20 protein-coding genes are annotated in these 21534 nt (G+C 66.7%); 8 read left to right on the forward strand and 12 right to left on the reverse strand.

The features are described 5' to 3' along the window. Positions 1 to 23: 23 nt before the first annotated feature. Together VER16_RS02365 and VER16_RS02370 are read left to right on the forward strand one after the other, a co-directional pair. Complete coding sequence (locus tag VER16_RS02365) at positions 24 to 236, forward strand: hypothetical protein (RefSeq protein ID WP_324805272.1); 213 nt, start codon at positions 24 to 26, stop codon at positions 234 to 236. Beyond that, on the forward strand, positions 233 to 502 hold the full coding sequence (locus tag VER16_RS02370; RefSeq protein ID WP_324805273.1) for a hypothetical protein: 270 nt from the start codon (positions 233 to 235) through the stop codon (positions 500 to 502). Before VER16_RS02365 ends, VER16_RS02370 begins: the two co-directional genes overlap by 4 nt. 252 nt (positions 503 to 754) lie before the next feature. Here the strand turns inward: VER16_RS02370 and lpdA are convergent, their stop codons facing one another. The 6 genes from lpdA to purB all read right to left on the reverse strand — a co-directional run bounded on the left by lpdA (position 755) and on the right by purB (position 10835). Next, a complete protein-coding gene (gene lpdA, locus VER16_RS02375; protein WP_324805274.1) occupies positions 755 to 2191 on the reverse strand; it encodes a dihydrolipoyl dehydrogenase in 1437 nt (478 codons plus the stop codon). A gap of 63 nt (positions 2192 to 2254) precedes the next feature. Then, positions 2255 to 3457: a dihydrolipoyllysine-residue succinyltransferase gene (sucB, locus tag VER16_RS02380; RefSeq protein WP_108750050.1), complete on the reverse strand. Its 1203-nt coding sequence runs from the start codon at positions 3455 to 3457 to the stop codon at positions 2255 to 2257. A 41-nt stretch (positions 3458 to 3498) separates the two neighbouring features. Next, complete coding sequence (locus tag VER16_RS02385) at positions 3499 to 6330, reverse strand: 2-oxoglutarate dehydrogenase E1 component (protein ID WP_324805275.1); 2832 nt, start codon at positions 6328 to 6330, stop codon at positions 3499 to 3501. A 186-nt stretch (positions 6331 to 6516) separates the two neighbouring features. Continuing rightward, positions 6517 to 7419, reverse strand: a complete 903-nt coding sequence (locus VER16_RS02390; protein WP_324805276.1) for a GNAT family N-acetyltransferase — start codon at positions 7417 to 7419, stop codon at positions 6517 to 6519. Positions 7420 to 7422: 3 nt separating this feature from the next. Then, entirely contained in the window at positions 7423 to 8838 is a 1416-nt protein-coding gene (locus VER16_RS02395) for a cupin domain-containing protein (protein ID WP_324805277.1), read from the reverse strand. 629 nt (positions 8839 to 9467) lie between these two features. Next, the gene (purB, locus tag VER16_RS02400; protein ID WP_324805278.1) at positions 9468 to 10835 is read right to left on the reverse strand and encodes an adenylosuccinate lyase; all 1368 of its coding nucleotides are present in this window, start codon (positions 10833 to 10835) and stop codon (positions 9468 to 9470) included. Positions 10836 to 11067: 232 nt separating this feature from the next. Here purB and VER16_RS02405 point away from each other — a divergent pair, with 232 nt between their 5' ends. Continuing rightward, positions 11068 to 12507, forward strand: coding sequence for a class II fumarate hydratase (locus VER16_RS02405; RefSeq protein ID WP_324805279.1), 1440 nt, complete (start codon positions 11068 to 11070; stop codon positions 12505 to 12507). Positions 12508 to 12614: 107 nt separating this feature from the next. On the opposite strand, the gene VER16_RS02410 is transcribed toward VER16_RS02405, so the two are convergent. The 6 genes from VER16_RS02410 to VER16_RS02435 all read right to left on the reverse strand — a co-directional run bounded on the left by VER16_RS02410 (position 12615) and on the right by VER16_RS02435 (position 16958). Then, positions 12615 to 13040, reverse strand: coding sequence for a hypothetical protein (locus VER16_RS02410; protein WP_324805280.1), 426 nt, complete (start codon positions 13038 to 13040; stop codon positions 12615 to 12617). A 106-nt stretch (positions 13041 to 13146) separates the two neighbouring features. Then, positions 13147 to 13761, reverse strand: coding sequence for a hypothetical protein (locus VER16_RS02415; protein ID WP_324805281.1), 615 nt, complete (start codon positions 13759 to 13761; stop codon positions 13147 to 13149). A 31-nt stretch (positions 13762 to 13792) separates the two neighbouring features. Then, positions 13793 to 14680, reverse strand: a complete 888-nt coding sequence (locus VER16_RS02420; protein WP_324805283.1) for a GIN domain-containing protein — start codon at positions 14678 to 14680, stop codon at positions 13793 to 13795. Between the two features lie 21 nt (positions 14681 to 14701). Continuing rightward, positions 14702 to 15727, reverse strand: a complete 1026-nt coding sequence (locus tag VER16_RS02425) for a hypothetical protein (protein WP_324805284.1) — start codon at positions 15725 to 15727, stop codon at positions 14702 to 14704. Next, the gene (locus VER16_RS02430) at positions 15724 to 16599 is read right to left on the reverse strand and encodes an ABC transporter ATP-binding protein (protein WP_324805285.1); all 876 of its coding nucleotides are present in this window, start codon (positions 16597 to 16599) and stop codon (positions 15724 to 15726) included. The genes VER16_RS02425 and VER16_RS02430 overlap by 4 nt, the downstream gene beginning before the upstream one ends. Further along, on the reverse strand, positions 16599 to 16958 hold the full coding sequence (locus tag VER16_RS02435) for a GntR family transcriptional regulator (RefSeq protein WP_150455070.1): 360 nt from the start codon (positions 16956 to 16958) through the stop codon (positions 16599 to 16601). The genes VER16_RS02430 and VER16_RS02435 overlap by 1 nt, the downstream gene beginning before the upstream one ends. Positions 16959 to 17570: 612 nt before the next feature. On the opposite strand from VER16_RS02435, the gene VER16_RS02440 reads away from it, so the two are divergent. From VER16_RS02440 to VER16_RS02460, 5 genes are all read left to right on the forward strand, one after another. Then, a complete protein-coding gene (locus VER16_RS02440) occupies positions 17571 to 18158 on the forward strand; it encodes a glutathione peroxidase (RefSeq protein WP_324805288.1) in 588 nt (195 codons plus the stop codon). Between the two features lie 95 nt (positions 18159 to 18253). Beyond that, on the forward strand, positions 18254 to 19231 hold the full coding sequence (locus VER16_RS02445) for an FKBP-type peptidyl-prolyl cis-trans isomerase (RefSeq protein WP_324805289.1): 978 nt from the start codon (positions 18254 to 18256) through the stop codon (positions 19229 to 19231). 22 nt (positions 19232 to 19253) lie between these two features. Continuing rightward, positions 19254 to 20594: a UDP-glucose/GDP-mannose dehydrogenase family protein gene (locus tag VER16_RS02450; protein ID WP_324805291.1), complete on the forward strand. Its 1341-nt coding sequence runs from the start codon at positions 19254 to 19256 to the stop codon at positions 20592 to 20594. Continuing rightward, the gene (locus tag VER16_RS02455; RefSeq protein ID WP_108765575.1) at positions 20587 to 20826 is read left to right on the forward strand and encodes a SlyX family protein; all 240 of its coding nucleotides are present in this window, start codon (positions 20587 to 20589) and stop codon (positions 20824 to 20826) included. Before VER16_RS02450 ends, VER16_RS02455 begins: the two co-directional genes overlap by 8 nt. A 10-nt stretch (positions 20827 to 20836) precedes the next feature. After that, positions 20837 to 21520: a DUF2058 domain-containing protein gene (locus VER16_RS02460; protein WP_324805292.1), complete on the forward strand. Its 684-nt coding sequence runs from the start codon at positions 20837 to 20839 to the stop codon at positions 21518 to 21520. Positions 21521 to 21534 lie beyond the last annotated feature (14 nt).

The raw sequence follows: 21534 nt of genomic DNA on the forward strand, positions 1-21534 counted from the left end.
GGGTGCCGCCCAAGGAGACCGTCATGAAGACCCTGTTCGCGTTGGGCGTGTGGTGCCTGCTGTTCGTGCTGTGCTGGCCGTTGGCGCTGCTGGCGCTGGTCGCCTGGCCGTTCGTGTGGCTGTTGAGCCTGCCGTTCCGACTGGTCGGCGTCACGTTCTCGGCCCTGTTCGCCTTCCTGCGCGCGCTGTTCATGCTGCCGGCACGGTTGCTGGGCGGTCGCGCGGCGGTCGCATGAGGACGCTGCTGATGGTCGGGCTTGCCCTGCTGGCGGGCCCGGCGCTGGCCGAACCGCCGGCAGCGGTGCCGACACCGTCTTCGGCGTGGCTGGAGCGCCAGCAGGTGGCGGGGGCCGATGAGGCGGATGCGGCCGCGGCGAAGGCTTCGGAGGCAGGCGGTGCCAAGCAGCGTTGCCGGGTGGTGAAGGAGTGGAAAGTGGGTGACACCGTGGTCAAACACACGCTGTGCGATGAACCGCCGAAGAAACGGAATGGAAAGGTGTAGTGCCGAGCCTGTGCTCGCCCCGTATCAGGCGGCCAGCTCTTGTAGAGCCGGGCCCATGCTCGGCTGCTTCCTGCACGGGCCAGCCGAGCGTGGGCTCGGCTCTACAACGGCGCGGTTCACTCTCGGTCGTAGATCCTGATGGCGCTGCAACGTTGTTGAGCTGACCTTGCCGCACAGACAAAAAACCCCGCCGAAGCGGGGTTTCCTGTATCCGGGTGATGCCGGCCAGCGGCCGGCACTACCAGCTAACGGTCAGTTCGCCTTGTGGATGGCGCGCTTGCTCACTGCCATCGCCGCGTCGTGGATCACTTCCGACAGCGACGGGTGGGCGTGGCAGATGCGGGCCAGGTCATCGGCCGAACCGCTGAACTCCATGGTCAGCACACCTTCGTGCACCAGCTCGGAGACATTGGCGCCGACCAGGTGCATGCCGAGGATGCGATCGGTCTCGGCGTGGGCCAGGATCTTCACGAAGCCTGCCGGCTCGATCATCGCCACGGCGCGACCGTTGGCGGCGAACGGGAAGCTGCCGGCCTTGTACGGAATGCCTTCAGCCTTCAGCTGGGCCTCGGTCTTGCCGACCCATGCCAGTTCCGGCTCGGTGTAGATGACCCACGGGATGGTGTCGAAGTTGACGTGGCCCGGCAGGCCTGCGATCAGTTCGGCAACCGCGATGCCTTCCTCGAAGCCCTTGTGTGCCAGCATCGGGCCGCGCACGCAGTCACCGACCGCCCAGACACCGTTGACGCCGGTGTGGCAGTGCGCGTCGACTTCGATCTGGCCACGCTCGTTGACCTTGACGCCGGTGCCTTCAGCCAGCAGGCCCTTGGTGGCGGCGCGACGGCCGACGGCCACCAGCAGCTTGTCCACGGTCAGGGTCTTCTCGCCTTCGCTGTCGGTGTAGGTGACAACGACTTCCTTCTTCTTGCCCTTGCCGGTGATCTCGGTCTTGGAGACCTTGGCACCGAGGCGGATGTCCAGGCCCTGCTTCTTGAATTCCTTGGCAGCGGTCTTGGCCACTTCGGCGTCGGCCACGGCCAGGAACTCCGGCAGTGCTTCCAGGATGGTGACTTCAGCACCCAGGCGCTTCCACACGCTGCCCAGTTCCAGGCCGATCACGCCGGCGCCGATCACGGCCAGGCGGTTCGGCACTTCGGTGAAGTCCAGGCCGCCGACGTTGTCGACGATGGTGTCGCCGTCGAACTTGGCGAACGGCAGTTCAATCGAATCCGAACCGGCGGCGATGATGACGTTGGTGCCCTTCAGCTCGACTTCCGAACCGTCGTGCTGCTTCACCTTCACCACGTTGCCCGGCTGCAGTTCACCGAAACCGTAGTAGGCGGCGACCTTGTTGGCCTTGAACAGCATGCCGATGCCGCCGGTGAACTGCTTGACGATCTTGTCCTTGCGGCCAACCATCGCTTCGACGTCGATCTTGGCATCCTTGAAGCTGATGCCGTGGTCGCCAAAGATGTGGCCCATGTTCCAGAACTGGCGCGAGGAATCCAGCAGCGCCTTGGACGGGATGCAGCCCACGCGGAGGCAGGTGCCGCCCAGGGCCGGCTTGCCGTCCTTGCCCAGCGCTGCGTCGATGCAGGCGGTCTTCAGGCCCAGCTGTGCCGCGCGGATGGCAGCGTGGTAACCGGCCGGGCCGGCACCGATGACGACGACGTCGAATTGTTCAGCCATTGAAATAGTCCTTGTTGCTATACCAGAACCCCTCCGCGCAGGCGCGGAGGGGCGGGAGGTCTCTTACAGGCCGAACAGCATGCGGCCCGGGTTTTCCAGCTGGTTCTTGATGTCCACCAGGAACTGCACCGAGTCCTTGCCATCGATGATGCGATGGTCGTAGGACAGGGCCAGGTACATCATCGGCGCGATCACGACCTGGCCGTTCTGGGCGATCGGACGCTCCTTGATGGCGTGCATGCCCAGGATGGCGCTCTGCGGCGGGTTGATGATCGGAGTCGACAGCAGCGAACCGAAGGTGCCGCCGTTGGTCACGGTGAAGGTGCCGCCCTGCAGTTCGTCCAGGCCCAGCTTGCCGTCACGCGCCTTCTTGGCGTAGTCGGCAATGGTCTTTTCGATGTCGGCGAACGACATGCGCTCGACGTTGCGCAGGACCGGGGTGACCAGGCCCTTCTCGGTGGACACGGCAATCGAGATGTCCGAGTAGCCGTGGTAGATGATGTCGTCGCCGTCGATCGAGGCGTTGACCAGCGGGAAGCGCTGCAGGGCGTTGGCGGCGGCCTTCACGAAGAAGCTCATGAAGCCCAGCTTGATGCCGTGGGCCTTGACGAACTCGTCCTGCAGTTCCTTGCGCGCCGCCGACACCTTGGACAGGTCGACTTCGTTGAAGGTGGTCAGCATGGCGGTGGAATTCTTCGACTCCATCAGGCGCTCGGCGATGCGCTTGCGGATGCGGGTCATCGGCACGCGTTCTTCCGGACGTGCGCCACCGGCCTTGCCGGCGCCGCCGTTGCGGGCGAAGTTGACGATGTCTTCCTTGGTGACCGCACCGCGGCGGCCGGTGCCGTCGACGTCGGCCGGGTTCACGCCTTCGGTGATGGCGGTGAAGCGGGCGCCCGGCGGCAGCGAATCGGCGGCCGACTTGGCAGCCGGGGCCGGCGCAGCGGCAGCGGCCGGAGCGGCAGCGGCCGGTGCAGCGGCGGCCGCCGGAGCGGCTTCAGCGGCCGGAGCCGGGGCAGCAGCCACGGCGCCTTCCTCGATGATCGCCACGACCTGGCTGGAAGTGACGGTGTCGCCTTCCTTGAACTTGATTTCCTTGATCACGCCATCGACCGGCGACGGCACTTCCAGGACGACCTTGTCGGTTTCCAGGTCAAGCAGGTTTTCGTCGCGCTTGACGGCGTCGCCCACCTTCTTGTGCCAGGTGGCGATGGTGCCGTCGGCGACGGATTCGGGCAGTACCGGGGCTTTGACTTCGGTGGCCATTGCGGGAGCTTCCTGGTTTGTCTTCTAAATAGGGGGAGGAATTATTCAGCGAACGTGTCGTTGAACGGGTTGACCAGTGCATCGGCGATCAGCTGCTGCTGTTCGCGGACGTGGTCAGCCATGTGGCCGGCAGCCGGCGAAGCCGAGCGTGCGCGACCGGCGTAGTGCAGGTTCTGGCCATCGGCCAGGCAGAACTGCAGGTGGTGGCGGATCTGGTACCACGCACCCTGGTTCTGCGGTTCTTCCTGCGTCCACACCACGTCGGTGGCCTTGCCGTACTTCTTCAGTTCGGCAGCCAGCAGCGCACGCGGGAACGGGTACAGCTGTTCCACGCGGATGATCGCCACGTCGTCCTGGCCACGCTTGGTCTGGTCTTCCAGCAGGTCGTAGTAGACCTTGCCCGAGCACAGCACCACGCGCTTGACCTTCTTGGCATCGGCATTGGCATCGCCGATCAGGTGCTGGAACTCGCCGTTGGCCAGTTCGTCCAGGGTCGACACGGCCAGCTTGTGGCGCAGCAGCGACTTGGGCGACATCACCACCAGCGGCTTGCGGGTGGTCAGGTGCAGCTGGCGACGCAGCATGTGGAAGGCCTGCGCCGGGGTGGACGGCACCACGACCAGCATGTTTTCCAGCGCGCACAGCTGCAGGAAGCGCTCAAGGCGCGCCGAGCTGTGTTCCGGGCCCTGACCTTCATAACCGTGCGGCAGCAGCAGGGTCAGGCCGGAAATGCGGCCCCACTTGGCTTCGCCGGCGGCGATGAACTGGTCGATCACCACCTGGGCACCGTTGGCGAAGTCGCCGAACTGGCCTTCCCAGATGCACAGGGTGTTGGGATCGGTGGTCGAGAAACCGTACTCGTAGGCCATCACGGCTTCTTCGCTCAGCAGCGAATCGATGATGGTGGCCTTCTCCGGCGAATCCACCAGCTGCCGCAGCGGCAGGTAGTAGTTGTCGGTCTTCTGGTCGTGCAGGATCGCGTGGCGGTGGGTGAAGGTACCGCGGCCGACGTCCTGGCCGACCAGGCGCAGGGCATTGCCCTCGTCCAGCAGGGTGGCGTAGGCCAGGTTCTCGGCAAAGCCCCAGTCGCCCGGGATCTCGCCAGCGGCCATCCTGCGGCGGTCGTCGTACACCTTCGACACGCGCGAGTGCAGCTGCACTTCTTCCGGCACGGTGTTGATCAGCTTGGCCAGTTCGACCAGCTTGTCCTTGTCCACCTTGGTGGAGATCTCATCGGACAGCTTGCCTTCCAGCAGCTTGGGCCAATCGACGAACAGCGGGCTGGTCGGCGGGGTCTTCTCGACCTTGGCCAGCTCGGTGGTCACTTCGCCACCGTCCAGCTTGTCGCGGTACGCATCGACCATCGCCTTGCCGGCGCCGGCGGCGATCACGCCTGCCTTTTCCAGCTGCTCGGCATACAGCTCGCGGGTGGTCGGGTGCTTGCGGATCACCTGGTACATCAGCGGCTGGGTGATTGCCGGTTCGTCGGCCTCGTTGTGGCCCCAACGGCGGTAGCACATCAGGTCGATGACCACGTCCTTGGCGAACTTCTGGCGGAACTCGAAGGCCAGCTGCGCGGCGAACACGACCGCCTCCGGATCATCGCCGTTCACGTGCAGCACCGGGGCGGCGATCATCTTCGCCACGTCGGTGGCGTAGCGCGTGGAGCGCGTATCCAGCGGGTTGGAGGTGGTGAAGCCGACCTGGTTGTTGACCACGATGTGCACGGTGCCGCCGACGGCGAAGCCGCGGGCCTGCGACATCTGGAACAGCTCCATGACCACGCCCTGGCCGGAGAAGGCCGCGTCGCCGTGGATGAGGATCGGCATGACCTGCTTGCGGGCGGTGTCCTTGCGGCGCTCCTGGCGCGAACGCACGGAACCGGCCACGACCGGGTCGGCGATTTCCAGGTGCGACGGGTTGAACGCCAGCGCCAGATGCACCGGGCCACCTTCGGTGGCCACGTCGGCGGAGAAGCCCATGTGGTACTTCACGTCGCCGGCCGAGGCGTGCTCGTCGTGCTCGAACTTGCCTTCGAACTCGTCGAACAGCTTGCGCGGGTTCTTGCCCAGGGTGTTGACCAGCACGTTCAGGCGGCCACGGTGGGCCATGCCGACGACCACGTCCTTGACGCCGTCCTTGCCGGCGCTGCGGATGATGGTGTCCATCATCGGGATCAGCGAGTCGCCGCCTTCCAGCGAGAAGCGCTTCTGGCCGACGTACTTGGTGTGCAGGTAACGCTCGAGGCCTTCGGCGGCGGTCAGGCGCTCCAGCGTGCGGCGCTGGGTGTCAGCGTCCAGCTGGTAGTTGCCACCGGCCAGTTCCAGCTTCTTGTAGATCCACTGGCGCTGCTCGACTTCGGCGATGTGCATGAACTCTGCACCGATCGAGCCGGTGTAGGTCGCCTTCAGGCGCGCCAGCAGGTCACGCAGCTTCATGCGCGGCTGGCCGCCGACGCCGCCGGTGCTGAACTCGCTGTTGAGATCGCCGTCGGACAGGCTGTGGAACGGCAGGCCCAGGTCCGGGGTGTTGACCGGGGTGGTCAGGCCCAGCGGGTCCAGGCGCGCATCGAGATGGCCGCGCGAACGGTAGGCGGTGATCAGACGACCGACATTGCGCTCACGCTCGTCGCCCGCACCGGAACCGGTGCCGGCTTTCAGCGCATCCTTGGCCGCGTCCGCGATGTGGGAGATGACGGCCGAGTGCGGAATGTCACCTGCTTCGCGGCCCTTGAAGCCGTCGAAGTAGGTTTTCCATTTGGGATCGACACTATCCGGGGAGACCAGGTACTGCTCGTACAGGTCCTCGACATAGGAGGCGTTGCCGCCGGCGAGTTGCGAAGATTGCGCAAACTGCTTCAGTTGATTGTCCACGATGGAGGGTGTTGATTCGCTTTGTGGGGTATGGCTTCAGAAGGACCCTGCAGGAAGATGAATAGCCCTGCACGGGCGCGTTCAAACGGCCAAATTGTACCCCCATCCGGACACGAAGGGGCACCGCCAGCGGCATTGCACGCCCCCCGATGTCGCTCCCAGACAGGTTTGTCCGGGACAGCGCGCTCAGATGCCGAGCGCGCGCAGTTCGCTGCAATCGCGCGAACGGTCCCAGATGCGCTGCAATTGCTGCTCGAACGGCTGCGAACGTGCCGCCAGCGCAATGCCGGCCTCGCCGTCGAGGCGATGGCCGATGAGACGAAAGTAGAAGTCGCCCGCATCGTTGACCAGGCATGCCGAGGCCAGCGCACGGTCGATGGGATCGCTCACTTCGCGGAACTGGATCACGCTGGGCAGGCGCTGGGCCAGGGCCAGCAGCGGGGGACCGGCAGCCGCAATCGCGGCCGCATCGTGCACGATCCCCCGCAGCTGCTTGTCGTGGCGGGCGGTGACGAAGCGGCGCAGGGCCGCCTGCACCGGCGCGGCATCCAGCAGGCCGGGGTCGAGCTGGCGGCTGTGCAGCCACAGCTGGCGGCGGGCGCGGTGGATGATGGCGGTGGTGATGGCCACGGCCTCGGCGCGGCTGTCGATGGCGCTGGCCACGCCCAGCCGGCGGCGCATCTGCTGGTGACCGATGCCGGCCTCCTCGAACACCTCGCCCTCGGGCAGGAAGCCCTGGCGGGCATAGAAATCCCGCGCAGGCAGCTGTGCATGCAGGTGCACCTCGGCCAGGCCGAGCTGGCGCCCGGCCTGCACCAGGGCCTCCAGCAGGGCCTCGCCCACGCCCTGGCTGCGCTGGCTGGCCAGCACCGCCATGCGGCCGATCCGGCCATCCGGGGCCAGGCGCCCGGTGCCGACCGGCTGGCCATCGGCATCCAGCGCAAGCACGTGCGCGCAGACCGGGTCCAGTGCATCACGCTCCAGTTCGGCGGCGATGCCCTGTTCCTGCACGAACACCCGCTGCCGCACGTCATGGATGGCGACGTGGGCATCGGCGTGGCTGACCTGCTGGACCCGGATCGTTGCCATGGCTCAGGCGCGACCGGTGTCGCTGTCGTCTTCGTCGTGGTCTTCGAAGTTGACGATGACCTCGATGCCGTCGTCGTGCACGGTCACGGTGTGCACGTCGTCGGACACCACTTCGTCGTCAAGTTCGGCCACCTGGTCGTGGCCTTCGACCACTTCGCCCAGCACCGCGGCGTCCTCGCCTTCGTCCTCGTCCTCGGCGTCGAAGACCTCGTTCGGGTCGATCAGCTGGAACACGCCGCCGACCAGCAGCTGCTGCAGCACCGCGCGGCCCTTGTCGGACAGGCCACGGTAGGCCGCTGCGTCGAGCTGCTCGGCACCGGCCAGACGCTGCGCGTCCTTCACCGGCAGGGCGAAATCCTGGCCACTGACATACAGGCTGGCGCCGCGCTTGGCCCGGCGCCAGGCCAGGCGTGCCCACGGGTGGCGCTGCAGCAGCAGGCCCGAGGCCAGCGCCTGCACCACTTCTTCCGGTGCCGGTGCGGCCTGGTGGGCCATCACTTCGCCCGCCGCGCGGTAGGTGGTGATGAAACGGCCGAACCAGTCGCCCAGCTTGTCGGGGTCGTTCATGCGGATGGCGTTGAGCGCGGTGATCACGCGCGCCATCGCCACCGTATCGATTTCGTTCGGGTCGGCCGGCACCTTCAGGTCGGGGTCCTGGTAGCGGATGTTCTCGTCGGCATCGGCGATGAGGGTGTCCAGGTAGTCGCTGATCAGCTCGGCCGAGGCCGGCGCGCGCATGCCGAAGGAGAAGGTCAGGCAGGGATCTTCGGCCACGCCGTGGTGCGGCACGTTCGGCGGCAGGTACAGCATGTCGCCCGGCGCCAGCACCCAGTCGTGGGTGGGCTTGAACACCTGCAGCAGCTTCAGTTCCACATCCGGGCGGAAGCCCAGCGGCGGGCGCTTGCCCTTGATCGATTCGCTGGCATCGATCTGCCAGCGGCGGTGGCCGTGGGCCTGCAGCAGGAACACGTCGTACTGGTCGACGTGGGCACCGACCGAGCCACCGGTGGCGGCGAAGCTGATCATCACGTCATCCATGCGCCAGCGCGGCAGGAAGCTGAAGTGTTCGATCAGGGCGCGCACGTCCGGGTCCCACTTGTCGACGTCCTGCACCAGCAGGGTCCAGTCATGGTCGGGCAGGGCGGGGAACACGTCTTCCTGGAACGGACCGCTGCGCACGCGCCAGCCATCCTGCGCCTTGTCGTGCTGGATCAGGCGCGCCAGCACGCCTTCCTCGCAGGCCAGCCCGGCCAGGTCTTCCGGCTGCACCGGGGTCTGGAAATCGGGGAAGGCGTTGCGGATCAGCAGCGGGCGCTTCTGCCAGAAGTCGCGCAGGAAGGTGGCCGGGGCCATGCCCAGCGGCTTGCCGGGGCGGGCGGTGACTTCGATCAGGGGGGCGGAGGACTTGCGGGCGGCCATGGGGGATTCCTTGCAGCGGAAAGCGGGAGGGGCGGCGTGGCGGGCCGCCTGAGATCTCCATTGTCCGCCGTTCGCGGGCATTGCGCACGTGCGCGGGATTGTCGCGGGGGGATCCGGCCAACGGCGGAGCCCCTCGTGGCGGTGTGGGTTCACAAGCAAAAGCCGCGCTTGGCCGGGCGGGTGGGCTGCGCGGGGGACGCTGCAAGTACGTCCATGTAAGCTCGGTCGCCGCATCCATGCGGCTCACGCCCCCGCGCAGCCCACCCACCCGGCCCCTGACAGTTTCCTGCGCGGCCCGCCACGGAATGGAAGAAGAAAATCAAAAGCAACGCGGGTCGCGCGCTGCGCTTGCTCGTGCCGTTGTTCATGCGAAAGGCAGCCGAGCATCGGCTCGGCTCTACAACAGCGCCCAAAAACAAAGAGGGACGCGGCGAAGCCGCGTCCCTCTTTCAAATTCCGTCCCGACAACGTCATCCACGCATGGCGTGGATCTACTCATCCGTCACCGGGAAACTGTCAGGGGTGGGGCGGCATAACCCAGAGCCGCTTTTGACGTTGCCCTTGCCGTTGCCCTGGCAGTAAAGCCTGCCGCAGGCAGCGCCCGCGGCCGCCGCCGCAAGGAAAAACCCTTAGATCTTCTTCGCCAGTGCCTCAGCCAGACCCGTGTAGCTGCCCGGGGTCATCTCACGCAGCGACTGCTTGGCATCCTCCGGCAGCGCCAGCGTTTCCACGAACGCCCGCATCGACTCCGCCGTGATGCCCTGGCCACGGGTCAGCGCCTTCAGCTGCTCGTACGGGTTGGGCAGGCCATGGCGGCGCATCACCGTCTGCACGGCCTCGGCCAGCACTTCCCAGGCCGCGTCCAGATCGGCATCCAGGCGCTGCGGGTTCACTTCCAGCTTGCCCAGGCCCTTGGCCAGCGAATCCAGCGCCACCTGGCCGTGGCCGAAGGCGGTGCCCAGTGCGCGCAGCACCGTCGAATCGGTCAGGTCACGCTGCCAGCGGCTGATCGGCAGCTTCGCGCTGAAATGCTCGAACAGGGCGTTGGCGATGCCGAAGTTGCCCTCGGCATTCTCGAAATCGATCGGGTTGACCTTGTGCGGCATCGTCGACGAACCGACTTCGCCTTCCTTCAGGCGCTGCTTGAAGTAGCCCAGCGAGATGTAGCCCCAGATGTCGCGGGCCAGGTCGATGAGGATGATGTTGGCGCGGCGCGCGGCATCGCCGATCTCGGCGATGTTGTCGTGCGGTTCGATCTGCGTGGTGTACGGGTTGAACACCAGGCCCAGGCTGGTCACGAAGCGTTCGGCGAAGGCCGGCCAGTCCACGGCCGGGTAGCTGGCCACGTGGGCGTTGTAGTTGCCCACCGCACCGTTGATCTTGCCGGTCAGCTCGACCGCGGCGATCTGCCGGCGCTGGCGCTCCAGGCGGGCGACCACGTTGGCCAGCTCCTTGCCCAGGGTGGTCGGCGAGGCGGTCTGGCCGTGGGTCCGCGACAGCATCGGCTGTGCGGCCTGGGCGTGGGCCAGGATGCGCAGGGTGGCGGCGATGCCGTCCAGGCTCGGCAGCAGCACTTCGCGACGGGCCTGTTCCAGCATCAGGCCGTAGCTGAGGTTGTTGATGTCCTCGCTGGTGCAGGCGAAATGCACGAATTCCAGGGCCGGGGCCAGCTCGGCGTCGTCCTTCAGCTGTTCCTTGATGAAGTACTCCACCGCCTTGACGTCATGGTTGGTGGTGCGCTCGATCTCCTTCACGCGCGCGGCCTGGGCCGGGGTGAGGTTGGCGGCCAGGGCACGCAGGCGGGCGGTGGCGGCCTCCGAGAACGCGGCCAGCTCGACGATGCCCGGCTCGGCGCCCAGCGCCAGCAGCCACTCGACTTCGACCGTGATGCGGGCCTTGATCAGGCCGTATTCGGAGAAGATCGGGCGCAGGGCGTCGACCTTGCCGGCATAGCGGCCATCGAGCGGGGACAGGGCGAGCAGGGCGTAATCGGACATGTCGGCAGGGCTGGGGCGAGCGGCGGGGGGCATATTCTACGACGCTGCGGGCTGCCGCGCTTCGCGCTCGCCGGGCATGGCCCGGCGCCGCCGATCGGACGGTGTGGACCACCCGTGGGATCCCATGCTGCGGGCAAGGGAGTATCGTTGGCACAGCCGCCAGCCCCGGGAAGCGACCCGCTGCCAGCCGCCGCTTCCCTTTCCCCAACAGAAGTAGTGCGGAGTTGATGCAATGAGCAAAGCTGCAAGCAAGGGCAAGACGCCCGGGTTCCGGATCGAGCACGACAGCATGGGCGAGCTGCAGGTACCTGCCGACGCCCTGTGGGGCGCGCAGACCCAGCGCGCCGTCGAGAATTTCCCGGTCTCCGGCCAGCGCATGCCGCGCGGTTTCATCCGCGCGCTGGGCCTGGTGAAGGGTGCCGCCGCCGGCGTCAACGCCGAGCTGGGCCACCTGCCCAAGGTCGTCGCCAAGGCCATCCAGGTGGCCGCCGCCGAAGTGTCAGCCGGTGACTGGGACGCGCATTTCCCGATCGACGTCTACCAGACCGGCTCGGGCACCTCGTCGAACATGAACGCCAACGAGGTGATCGCCACCTTGGCCAACCGTGCCGGCAAGGCGGGCAAGACCGCGGTGCATCCCAACGACCACGTCAACCAGGGCCAGAGTTCCAATGACGTGATCCCGACCGCGCTGCGCGTGTCGGCCGTGCTGGCCGTGCACGAACAGCTGCTGCCGGCGCTGGCGCACCTGCGCAGGACCCTGGACAAGAAGGGCCGCAGCCTGCGCAAGGTGGTCAAGACCGGCCGCACCCACTTGATGGATGCGATGCCGCTGACCTTCGAACAGGAGTTCGGTGCGTGGTCGGCGCAGTTGGCGTCGGCGCAGGAGCGCATCGAGGACAGCCTCAAGCGCGTGCGCCGCCTGCCGCTGGGCGGGACGGCCATCGGCACCGGCATCAATGCCGACCCGCGCTTCGGCGCACAGGTGGCCAAGGCCCTCAAGCAGCAGACCGGGTTCAAGTTCGACAGCGCCGACAACAAGTTCGAAGGCCTGGCATCGCAGGACGATGCCGTGGAACTGTCCGGCCAGCTCAACGCGCTGGCGGTGGCCCTGATCAAGATCGCCAACGACCTGCGCTGGATGAATGCCGGTCCGCTGGCCGGGCTGGGCGAGATCGAACTGCCGGCCCTGCAGCCGGGCAGCTCGATCATGCCGGGCAAGGTCAACCCGGTCATTCCCGAGGCGACGGTGATGGCCTGCGCGCAGGTGATCGGTCACCACACGGCGATCACGGTGGCCGGCCAGACCGGTAATTTCCAGCTCAACGTGACCCTGCCGCTGATTGCGGTGAACCTGCTTGATGGCATCGGCCTGCTGGCCAACGTGTCCACCCTGCTGGCCGACAGTGCCATTGCCGGGCTGAAGGTGCGCGAGGACCGTGTGGCCGAAGCATTGGCCCGCAACCCGATCCTGGTGACCGCGCTGAACCCGATCATCGGCTATGAGAAGGCTGCAGCCATCGCCAAGCGTGCCTACAAGGAACAGCGCCCGGTGCTGGATGTGGCGCTGGAAGACAGTGGCCTGGGCGAAGCCGAACTGCGCCGCCTGCTGGACCCGACCGCGCTGACCGCCGGTGGCATCCAGGCCGGTGGTGGTGGCGCCGGCGGCTGATCGGTCCCTTGTAGCGTCGAGCCGTGCTCGACGTAACCCGGTCAGTCGAGCATGGCTCGACTCTACGGAAATGAGAAACGCCGCCCTTCGGGGCGGCGTTTTTCGTGTCAGCGACGGTCGGCGACGATGTTGCCGAAGGTCTCGGTGTAATCCTTGAACTCCGGAATGGTCTGCACCAGGTCCGGCGGAATCACCTCCATGCCTTCCGGTGGCTGGATCTTCACCGGCTGCATGTCGGGGTCGGCCGGGGCGGCGACCAGGGTGTTCTGGCGAAGGACCTGCAGCTTGCCGAACATGGTCTGCAGCATCTGCCGCTGGCCATCGTTGAGCGGGATCTGGATCTCGTCGATCTTCATCGTGCCGTCGGGCAGGATGATGATGTTCGGCGCCGGCTGGCGGCGCACGGTCACCATGCTTTCGCTGACGGAGATCTTGGGCTTGCCGCGCTCGGCGCGGTGGTTGCGGTAGTCCTGGTCGCAGCCGGCCAGGCCCAGGCAGAGCAGGGCGACCAGCAGCAGCAACAGCTTCTTCATGGCGGTTCAATCGGGTGCATCGGGGGCGGCCATTGTAAGCCCGGGCGCCCCGGCGCGGCCGGCAACGGGTCAGGTTGCCGGCCAGGTGCGGCGAAATGTCACAGGCTCAGCGGTTGACGACCTTGTTGGTGTCGCAGTCGTCGATGTCGCTCTGGTCCATGGTCGCGTAGGGCTGGAACGCCGGCAGGTCGCGGGCCAACGCCTGCTGGCTGGCCAGCATCGCCGGCAGCCGGTTGCACAGCTGCTTGGCCTGCACCTCGATCTTCTCGGCTTCGGCATTGATGCGCTTCTCGATGCCGTCGGTGTCGCCACTGAAAACACCCTTGATCGCTTCGCTGGCGGCGCTGGCACCGAGCTTGGCACCGGCCACGCCGATCTCCATGCCGTCCTGGGCGATGCCGGCGATATGGCCACGGTAATCCAGCAGCTGGCGACGCTGTGCCGGGGTCGTTTCCACTTCCTTGCCGGCGATCAGGAAGCGGCCATCCGGGGTGATCTCGGCACGGGGCTGCTTGTCTGAAGAGATCTTGATGTTGCCCTTGGCGATCTCCTCGCGGGCTTTGTCGGTGGCTTCCTTGACGGTCCTGCCGATCTCGCCGGTGGCTTCGGCCACCGCCTTGCCCGCCGAGGTGTCAGTGGAGGACGACGAGGACGAGGTGTCGCCACAGGCGATCAGCGGCAGGCACAGCAGGACGGCAGGCATCAGGCGCAGCAGGTTCATGGTGTTCCCCTCAAGGCAATGGATGGATGGCTTACTTGCCGCGCGGCAGGGTGACCTTGCCGCCGATGTCGCGATGGCGGACCTCGCCACTGCCGCTGTGGTCGACGGTGAGGCTGCCGCCGGCGCCATTGACGCTGATGTCGCCCGAACCGTGGCTGCGCACGTGCACGTTGCCGCCGGTCTGGTCGATGTCCACGTCGCCGGAGCCGACCACGCCGATCTCGACGTTGCCCTTCACCTGGCGGAAGCCGATGTCGCCCGAGCCCACCGTTTCCAGTCGCGCGTTGCCGCGCACGTCGCTGATCTTCAGGTCACCCGAGCCGACGCTGCCGACCACGGCGTCGCCGCCGATGGTGCGGGCCTTGACGTCGCCCGAGCCCAGCGAGAGCAGGTTCAGCGAGGCGGCGCCCTCGATGTCCAGGTCACCCGAGCCGACGGCGGCATGCACGCTGCCACGGGTACCACGGGCGATGCCGTCACCGGAGCCGATGTCCATGCTCAGCGACTGTGCGTTGTCGACGCTGGCATCGCCGGAGCCGATGCGGAACTGCAGCGGCAGGTTGTCCGGGACGCTGCCGCGGATGTCCAGCCAGGCATAGCTGTTGCCCATGGTCAGGCCGGAGCGGCCGTCACGGCGCAGGCTGACCACCAGTTTGTCGCCTTCGCGGCGCTGCTCCAGCACCAGCTGCTGCAGCCAGCTCTGGTCGGAGGCACAGGCGCGGCCGTCCAGCTGGCCACCGCCGGCACTGGCGGTCACCTTCAGGTCGTGCTGGTTGACTTCGAACACCACGGCCTTGGCGCCAGCCGCGTCCAGCTTCAGCGAGCGCGGCGCGGAGAACTTGCAGTTCGGTGCGTCGGCGGCCTGCACCGACAGCGGCAACAGCAGCAACAGGGCACTACAGGCGAGCAGGGTACGCATGGTGGTCTCTCCGGAAAGGGATCAGATTTCGCCGGCGCGCTTGCGCAGGGCGATGGCCAGGATGATGAAAACGACGCCGAACGCTGCACCGATCCACAGGTCGGGCATGGCCAGGGTCTTCAGCTGCTCGGCCGGGCTCATCAGCGCGGTCAGCGATTCGACGTTCTTGGCGTCGTCGCTTGCGGCGAGGCGGTAGACCAGGTCCACGCCCGGCACCGTGCCCAGCAGCAGGCGGCCGACGATGTGCTGCCAGAACCAGCCGGTGGTCATGTCGAACACATGCATCAGCTTGGTGGTGCTGACGATGATGCCAGCGAACAGCGGCAGCATGACCGCCCACAGGAACGGCTTGCTCTTGGCCCAGGCCGAGCACAGCAGCAGCCAGCCTGCCGTCGGCAGGGCCCACAGCGCGTACACCGGGATGGCGGTCAGCAGCCCTGCGCTCAGGGTCAGCGGGCTGGCCGGGCCCCAGATCAGGGTGGTCGCGCTGCCGCCGTGGGTGACCGCGACGATGCTGATGATGAGCAGGAAGCCGAACATGGTGGCGACGGCGGCCAGGGTGGCCACCAGCGGCGCGATGACCAGGGCGCTGATCACCTTGGACAGTACGGTCTGGGTGTCCGACAGCGGCAGCGACTTCCAGAACAGGATGCTGCGGTCGCGGCGGTCGTCGTACAGGGCGCCCAGGCAGTAGAAGAACACCACGAAGGCCAGCACCAGGAAGGGCCAGGTGGAGCTGAGCAGCAAGGTCAGATCCAGGCCGTTGCCGAGGTCGGCCATGTCCTTGGCGCTGATCTTCTGCGTCAGCAGGGCCAGGTCCAGGCCGTTGATGTTCACGTTCTCGCCGTCGATGTGCAGGCCGCCGTCGCGGGCGGCGCGGTGCAGGGCGAACAGGCCCAGGCCGATGCCCACCGCGCTCATCAGCAGCGAGACGATGCCGGCGATCAGCGGCGCGTAGAAGAAGCCGCCGCGGTTTTCCCAGTATTCGCGCTTGAGCAGCCAGCGCAGGGTGCCTGCGGGGCTGACCGGATGGTTGACGGCATTCATGCGTAGGTCCCCTTCATGACAGCGACGAACAGATCGGCCAGGCCCGCGTTGCGGGTCTCGCCCAGGGTGGAAAGCTGGCTGCGCGGCACGCCGTCATACAGCAGCACGGTCTTGCCGAAGGCCTGGCTGCGCTCGTCGATCGGCTTCAGTGCGCGGGCGGTGTCCAGCTGGTCGGCACCTACCAGCAGTTCGGTGTAACGCTCGCCCACCTCGTCCATTTCCGCGCTGAGCACCACGCGGCCATCGCGGATGAACATCACGTCGCTGAGGATGTGCTCGATCTCTTCCACCTGGTGGGTGGTGACAATGATCGTCTTCTGTTCGTCGAAGTAGTCCTCCAGCAGGCGCTGGTAGAACTCCTTGCGGTACAGGATGTCCAGGCCGAGGGTCGGCTCGTCCAGCACCAGGATGCGGGCATCGATGGCCATCACCAGGGCCAGGTGCAGCTGCACGATCATACCCTTGGACAGCTCGCGCACGCGCTGCTTCGGCTGCAGCTTGGTGTTGGCCAGGAAGCGTTCGCAGCGGGCACGGTCGAAGCGCGGGTGTACGCCGGCCACGAAATCGATGGCCTCGCGCACCTTCAGCCAGCGCGGCAGCACGGCCACATCGGCGATGAAGCAGATGTCCTTCATCAGCTCATCGCGGTGTGCGCGCGGGTCGCGGCCGAGCACGGACAGCTCGCCTTCCACCGAGGTCAGGCCGAGGATGGCCTTCAGTGCGGTGGTCTTGCCGGCGCCATTGGGCCCGATCAGGCCGACGATGCGGCCTGCCGGAATGGAGAAGCTGGCGTTGTCGAGGGCAACGGTGTTCCTGTAGGCCTTGCGCAGGCCCTTGGCAGTGATGACGGCGTCGCTTGCTACGGTACTCATCAGATCTTCCCCTGGGGCAGCAATTCGTCGAGGCTCAGGCCCAGGCGCTGGATGCGCTCCAGGACGGCCGGCCATTCTTCATTGAGGAAGCGTTCGCGCTCGCTGCTGCGCAGCTGCGTGGCGGCTGCCTCGGTCATGAACATGCCCAGGCCGCGGCGCTTCTCGACCAGGCCTTCATCGGCCAGTTCCTGGTAAGCGCGCGAAACGGTGATGGGATTGAGCTGGTAATCGGCGGCCACCTGGCGCACCGAAGGCAGGGCGTCGCCCGGCTTGAGAATTCCGTCGAGCATCATGGCGATCACGCGCTCCTTCAGTTGGCGGTAGATGGGAGCGCCGTCGCTCCACTGGATGTCGCTCATGTTCAGCTCCGTGGGGTCAGCGGCTGTGCGAACGAGAAGTACGGCATGGACAGGGAGCTGTGCAGCCGACGCGGGGGAGGGGGAGAAGGTTCGGCGTTCCCGGCCGTGAAGGGTGCTGCGTCCTGCGGAGTGTCGGGGGAGGAGGGCGCCGGGGGCGCCGGCAGGGCCAGCCAGAGCAGGGCCAACAACGTCGAGACGGCCGTGACCGCTGGGGCGGTATGGCGGTGTCGCATCCGGATGTTCATGGTTTCCCCCTGTCTCAGGTGACTGGTGTTGTATGCAACTATAACACCGGCACGCTGTCGTGCAAGCCCCGCTACCACCCAACTGATGGCAGGGGTGGTCACAGTTCCGAAATATCACTTCAAGTGATTGATCTGACTGGAAAACAGGGCTCGCACAGCCAGCACGATCCGGCCTGCTTCCATTCAGCAACATCGATGCTATGTCATCAAAGGTGCGCTGGCCGGGCGTTCCGGCGGCAGCCGCCACGCCGTGCAAAGTGCGGTACGCCCTGCAACGGCGGGCGCTCCGGGCCCCGGTGCTATAGTTCGGCCGATTCCCGGCCCGAGCTGGCCGGGGCCCTGAAACAGCTACTGCGGAACGACCCTCATGCCTCTGCCGACTGCTTTCCCGCGCCGCCTCCGCGGCCTGTCCCTGTTGACCGTCCTGGCCTTCGGCCTGGCCGGCTCGGCCAGCGTCCTGGCCGCCGACCTGCTCGATGTGAGCTACCGCCCGCTGGCCGGCAAGCAGCAGGTCAATCTGGAAAAGCGCTACCACGGCCAGGTGCTGCTGGTGGTCAACACCGCCAGCAAGTGCGGCTACACCCCGCAGTACGAAGGCCTGGAAGCGCTGCACAAGCAGTACGCCGGCAAGGGCTTTGCCGTGCTCGGCTTCCCGTCGAATGATTTCAAGGGCCAGGAGCCTGGTGACGAGAAGCAGATCCAGGATTTCTGCACGCTGACCTATGGCGTCAAGTTCCCGATGTTCGAGAAGGTGCACGTCATCGGTGCGGAGGCCACCCCGCTCTACCAGCGCCTGACCGCCGCCACCGGCGTCGCCCCGGGCTGGAACTTCCACAAATACCTGGTCGGCCGCGATGGCAAGGTCATCGCCCAGTTCGCCAGCAAGGTCACCCCGGATGATCCGCAGCTGAAGGCGGCCATCGACAAGGCACTGGCCGCACCGGCCGTGCATTGAATGAAGGCACGCACGCCTCGACATCTCCGGCGTGCGTGCGACAATGATCGTTTCGCGCCGACGTCGGCGCCCAGACACTTCCAGGAATGCAGCGAATGAAGATGGGAATGCGCGGCGCAGCGGCGTCGGTTCTGATTCTGGCGATGGGCACCTCCGGTGTCGCCCTGTCGCAACAACCGGCCGCACCGGCGGCCGCCAAGGAGACCGCAACCTTGAATTCCCCCAAGCAGAAGCTCGGCTACGCCATCGGTCTGGATGTGGCCAAGTCGTTCGCGCCGATCGCCGATGAAATCGACGTGGCTGCCCTGCGTACCGCCGTCGAGCGTTCGTTCGAAGGCCTGCAGCCGCAGATCACCCAGGACCAGGCCAAGGCCACCGATGCGGCCCTGCGCCAGGTGGTGATGGCCCGCAACGGCCAGCAGGTTCCGGGCATGGCCCCGGGCTCGCAGCCGGCCAAGGTCGACCGCGTCAAGGTCGCGCAGATGATCGGTTCGTACTCGGTTGGCCCGTCGCTGGCGCAGCTGAAGGACGATATCGATGCCGCCTCGCTGTTCGAGGCCATCAGCACCGGCCTGGGCAAGGGTCAGCCGAAGATGACCGAGGCTGACGCACAGGCCACGATCCAGTCGTTCATGGGCACCAAGCAGGCTGAAATGCAGGCCAAGGCCGCCCAGGCCGCACAGACCAACCGTCAGGAAGGCAATGCATTCCTGGCCAGGAACAAGACCCAGCCGGGCGTGGTGACCACGGCCTCGGGCCTGCAGTACCAGGTGATCCGCCCGGGTAGCGGCGAGCGCCCGCTGCCGAGCAGCAAGGTGCGCGTGAACTACGAAGGCAAGCTGCTGGACGGCACCGTGTTCGACAGCTCCGCTGGCCGCGGCCCAGCCGAATTCGGCCTGGACCAGGTCATCAAGGGCTGGACCGAGGGCGTCGCCCTGATGCCGGTCGGTTCCAAGTACCGCTTCTGGATTCCCGGCGAACTGGCCTATGGCGAGAACGGCACCCCGGGTGGCCCGATCGGCCCGAACGCCACGCTGACCTTCGACGTCGAGCTGCTGGGCGTTCTGCCGTAAGCGCCCAGGAGTCAGCACGGACATGCGCGTTGCGATTTTCGGTACCGGCTACGTCGGTCTGGTGACAGGTACCTGCCTGGCCGATGCCGGCCACCAGGTCGTCTGCGTGGACATCGACCAGGCCAAGGTCGATGGCCTCAACCAGGGCGTCATCCCGATCTATGAGCCGGGCCTGGAGCCGATGGTGAAGGCCAACCATGCCGCGTCGCGGCTGGCATTCACCACCGATGCCGCAGCGGCCATCGGTCACGGCCAGGTGGTGTTCATCGCCGTCGGCACGCCGCCGGACGAGGATGGCAGCGCCGACCTGCAGTACGTGCTGGCCGTGGCGCGCACCATCGGCCGCCACATCAGCGTGCCGACCGTGGTGGTCAACAAGTCGACGGTGCCGGTGGGCACCGCCGACAAGGTCCGCACGGCCATTGCCGATGAACTGGCGGCGCGTGGTGCGGACATCGCTTTTGATGTCGTTTCCAACCCCGAATTCCTGAAGGAAGGCGATGCGGTGGCCGACTGCATGCGTCCTGACCGCATCATCATCGGTGCCTCCAGCGCCGAATCGGTGGCGGTGATGCGCCGCCTCTACGCCCCGTTCAACCGCAACCACGACCGTGTGGTGGAAATGGACGTGCGTTCGGCCGAGCTGACCAAGTACGCGGCCAACGCGATGCTGGCGACCAAGATTTCGTTCATGAATGAAATCGCCAACATCGCCGAGCGCGTGGGTGCGGACGTCGAGCAGGTCCGCCAGGGCATCGGCTCGGACCCGCGCATCGGCTGGCACTTCATCTACCCGGGCGCCGGTTATGGCGGCTCGTGCTTCCCCAAGGACGTGCAGGCGCTGGCCCGCACCGCGCAGCAGTACGGCCTGCAGCCGAAGCTGCTGGATGCGGTGGAAGCGGTCAACGAGGCGCAGAAGGGCCACCTGTTCGAGCTGATCCAGCGCCATTACGGTACGGCCGGCGTGCGTGGCCGCACCTTTGCCGTGTGGGGCCTGGCGTTCAAGCCGAACACCGACGACATGCGCGAAGCCTCCAGCCGCCGGCTGCTGGCCCAGCTGTGGGAGGCCGGTGCGACGGTGCGAGCCTACGATCCGGAGGCAACGCACGAAGCGCAGCGCATCTTCGGCCAGCGCGATGATCTGGTGTTCTGCAGCAGTGCCGAAGACGCACTGCAGGGCGCCGACGCGGTGGTCGTGGTGACCGAGTGGAAGCAGTTCCGCAGCCCCGATTTCCAGGCGCTGCGTTCGCAGCTGCAGGATGCGGTGGTGTTTGATGGCCGCAACCTGTACGACCCGTCCGAGGTCGAGGCTGCCGGTCTGGCTTACTACGGCATTGGCCGGGGACGTTCGTTGCATGTCTGAGTTGCCGAGTGAACGCGAGCAGGCGCTGGAAGCGCGCCTGGTCGAACTGGAGATGCGCGTGTCCTTCCAGGAACACGCGCTGGCCGAACTGAGCGATGCGCTGGCTGATGCCCGCATGCAGGGCACCCGCAATGCCGATGTGCTGCGCGTGCTGCTGGAGGATCTGGGCAAGGTCCGCAACGCATTGAATTCTTCCGATCCGGCGAGCGAACCGCCGCCGCCGCACTACTGATCCGAACCTTATGAGCGATACCCTCCGCGACCAGCTGATGGGCCTGGGCTTCAAGCCGGCGCCCAAGCCCGAGCGCAAGAATGATGGCCCCCGCCGTGATGGCCGCCCGCAGGGCAAGGGTGGCAATGGCAACGCAAAGCCGCAGGGCGCAGGCAAGGGCGACCACAAGCCCGGCGAGCGCCGTGGTGGCCATGGCCATGGGGGAGCCGGCAAGCCCGGCCCATCGCGTGGCCCGGGCCAGCAGGGCCCGCGCAAGCCGCGCAGCGCCGAAGAGATGGACCTGGCCAAGGCCTACGCCATCCGCGCGCAGAAGGAAAAGGAAGAGCGCATCGAGACCGAGCGCCTGAAGCAGGAAGAAGCGCGCCAGCGCCGCGAGGCCAAGGCCAAGCTGGAAGAACTGCTGAAGGACAAGGGGCTCAATGACGAAGCGGCCGATATTGCCCGCCACTTCCCATATGGCGGCAAGATCAAGCGCATCTACGTGACCGCCGCGCAGCTGACCGCACTCAATGCGGGCGAGTTGGGCGTGGTCCAGCTCAATGGCCGCTACCTGCTGGTGACGGCCGAGCTGCTGGCTCAGGCCGAGGCGGTGTTCGCCGCGTCGGTGGCGCTGAAGGTCGATCCGAACGCGCCGGCCGAGGAAGATCCGTACGCCGATCCGCAGTACCAGGTGCCGGACGACCTGGTCTGGTAAGCGCTTGTGCAGGA

Origin of the sequence: Stenotrophomonas sp. (assembly GCF_035634915.1) — a bacterium.
Taxonomy (GTDB): Bacteria; Pseudomonadota; Gammaproteobacteria; order Xanthomonadales; family Xanthomonadaceae; genus Stenotrophomonas.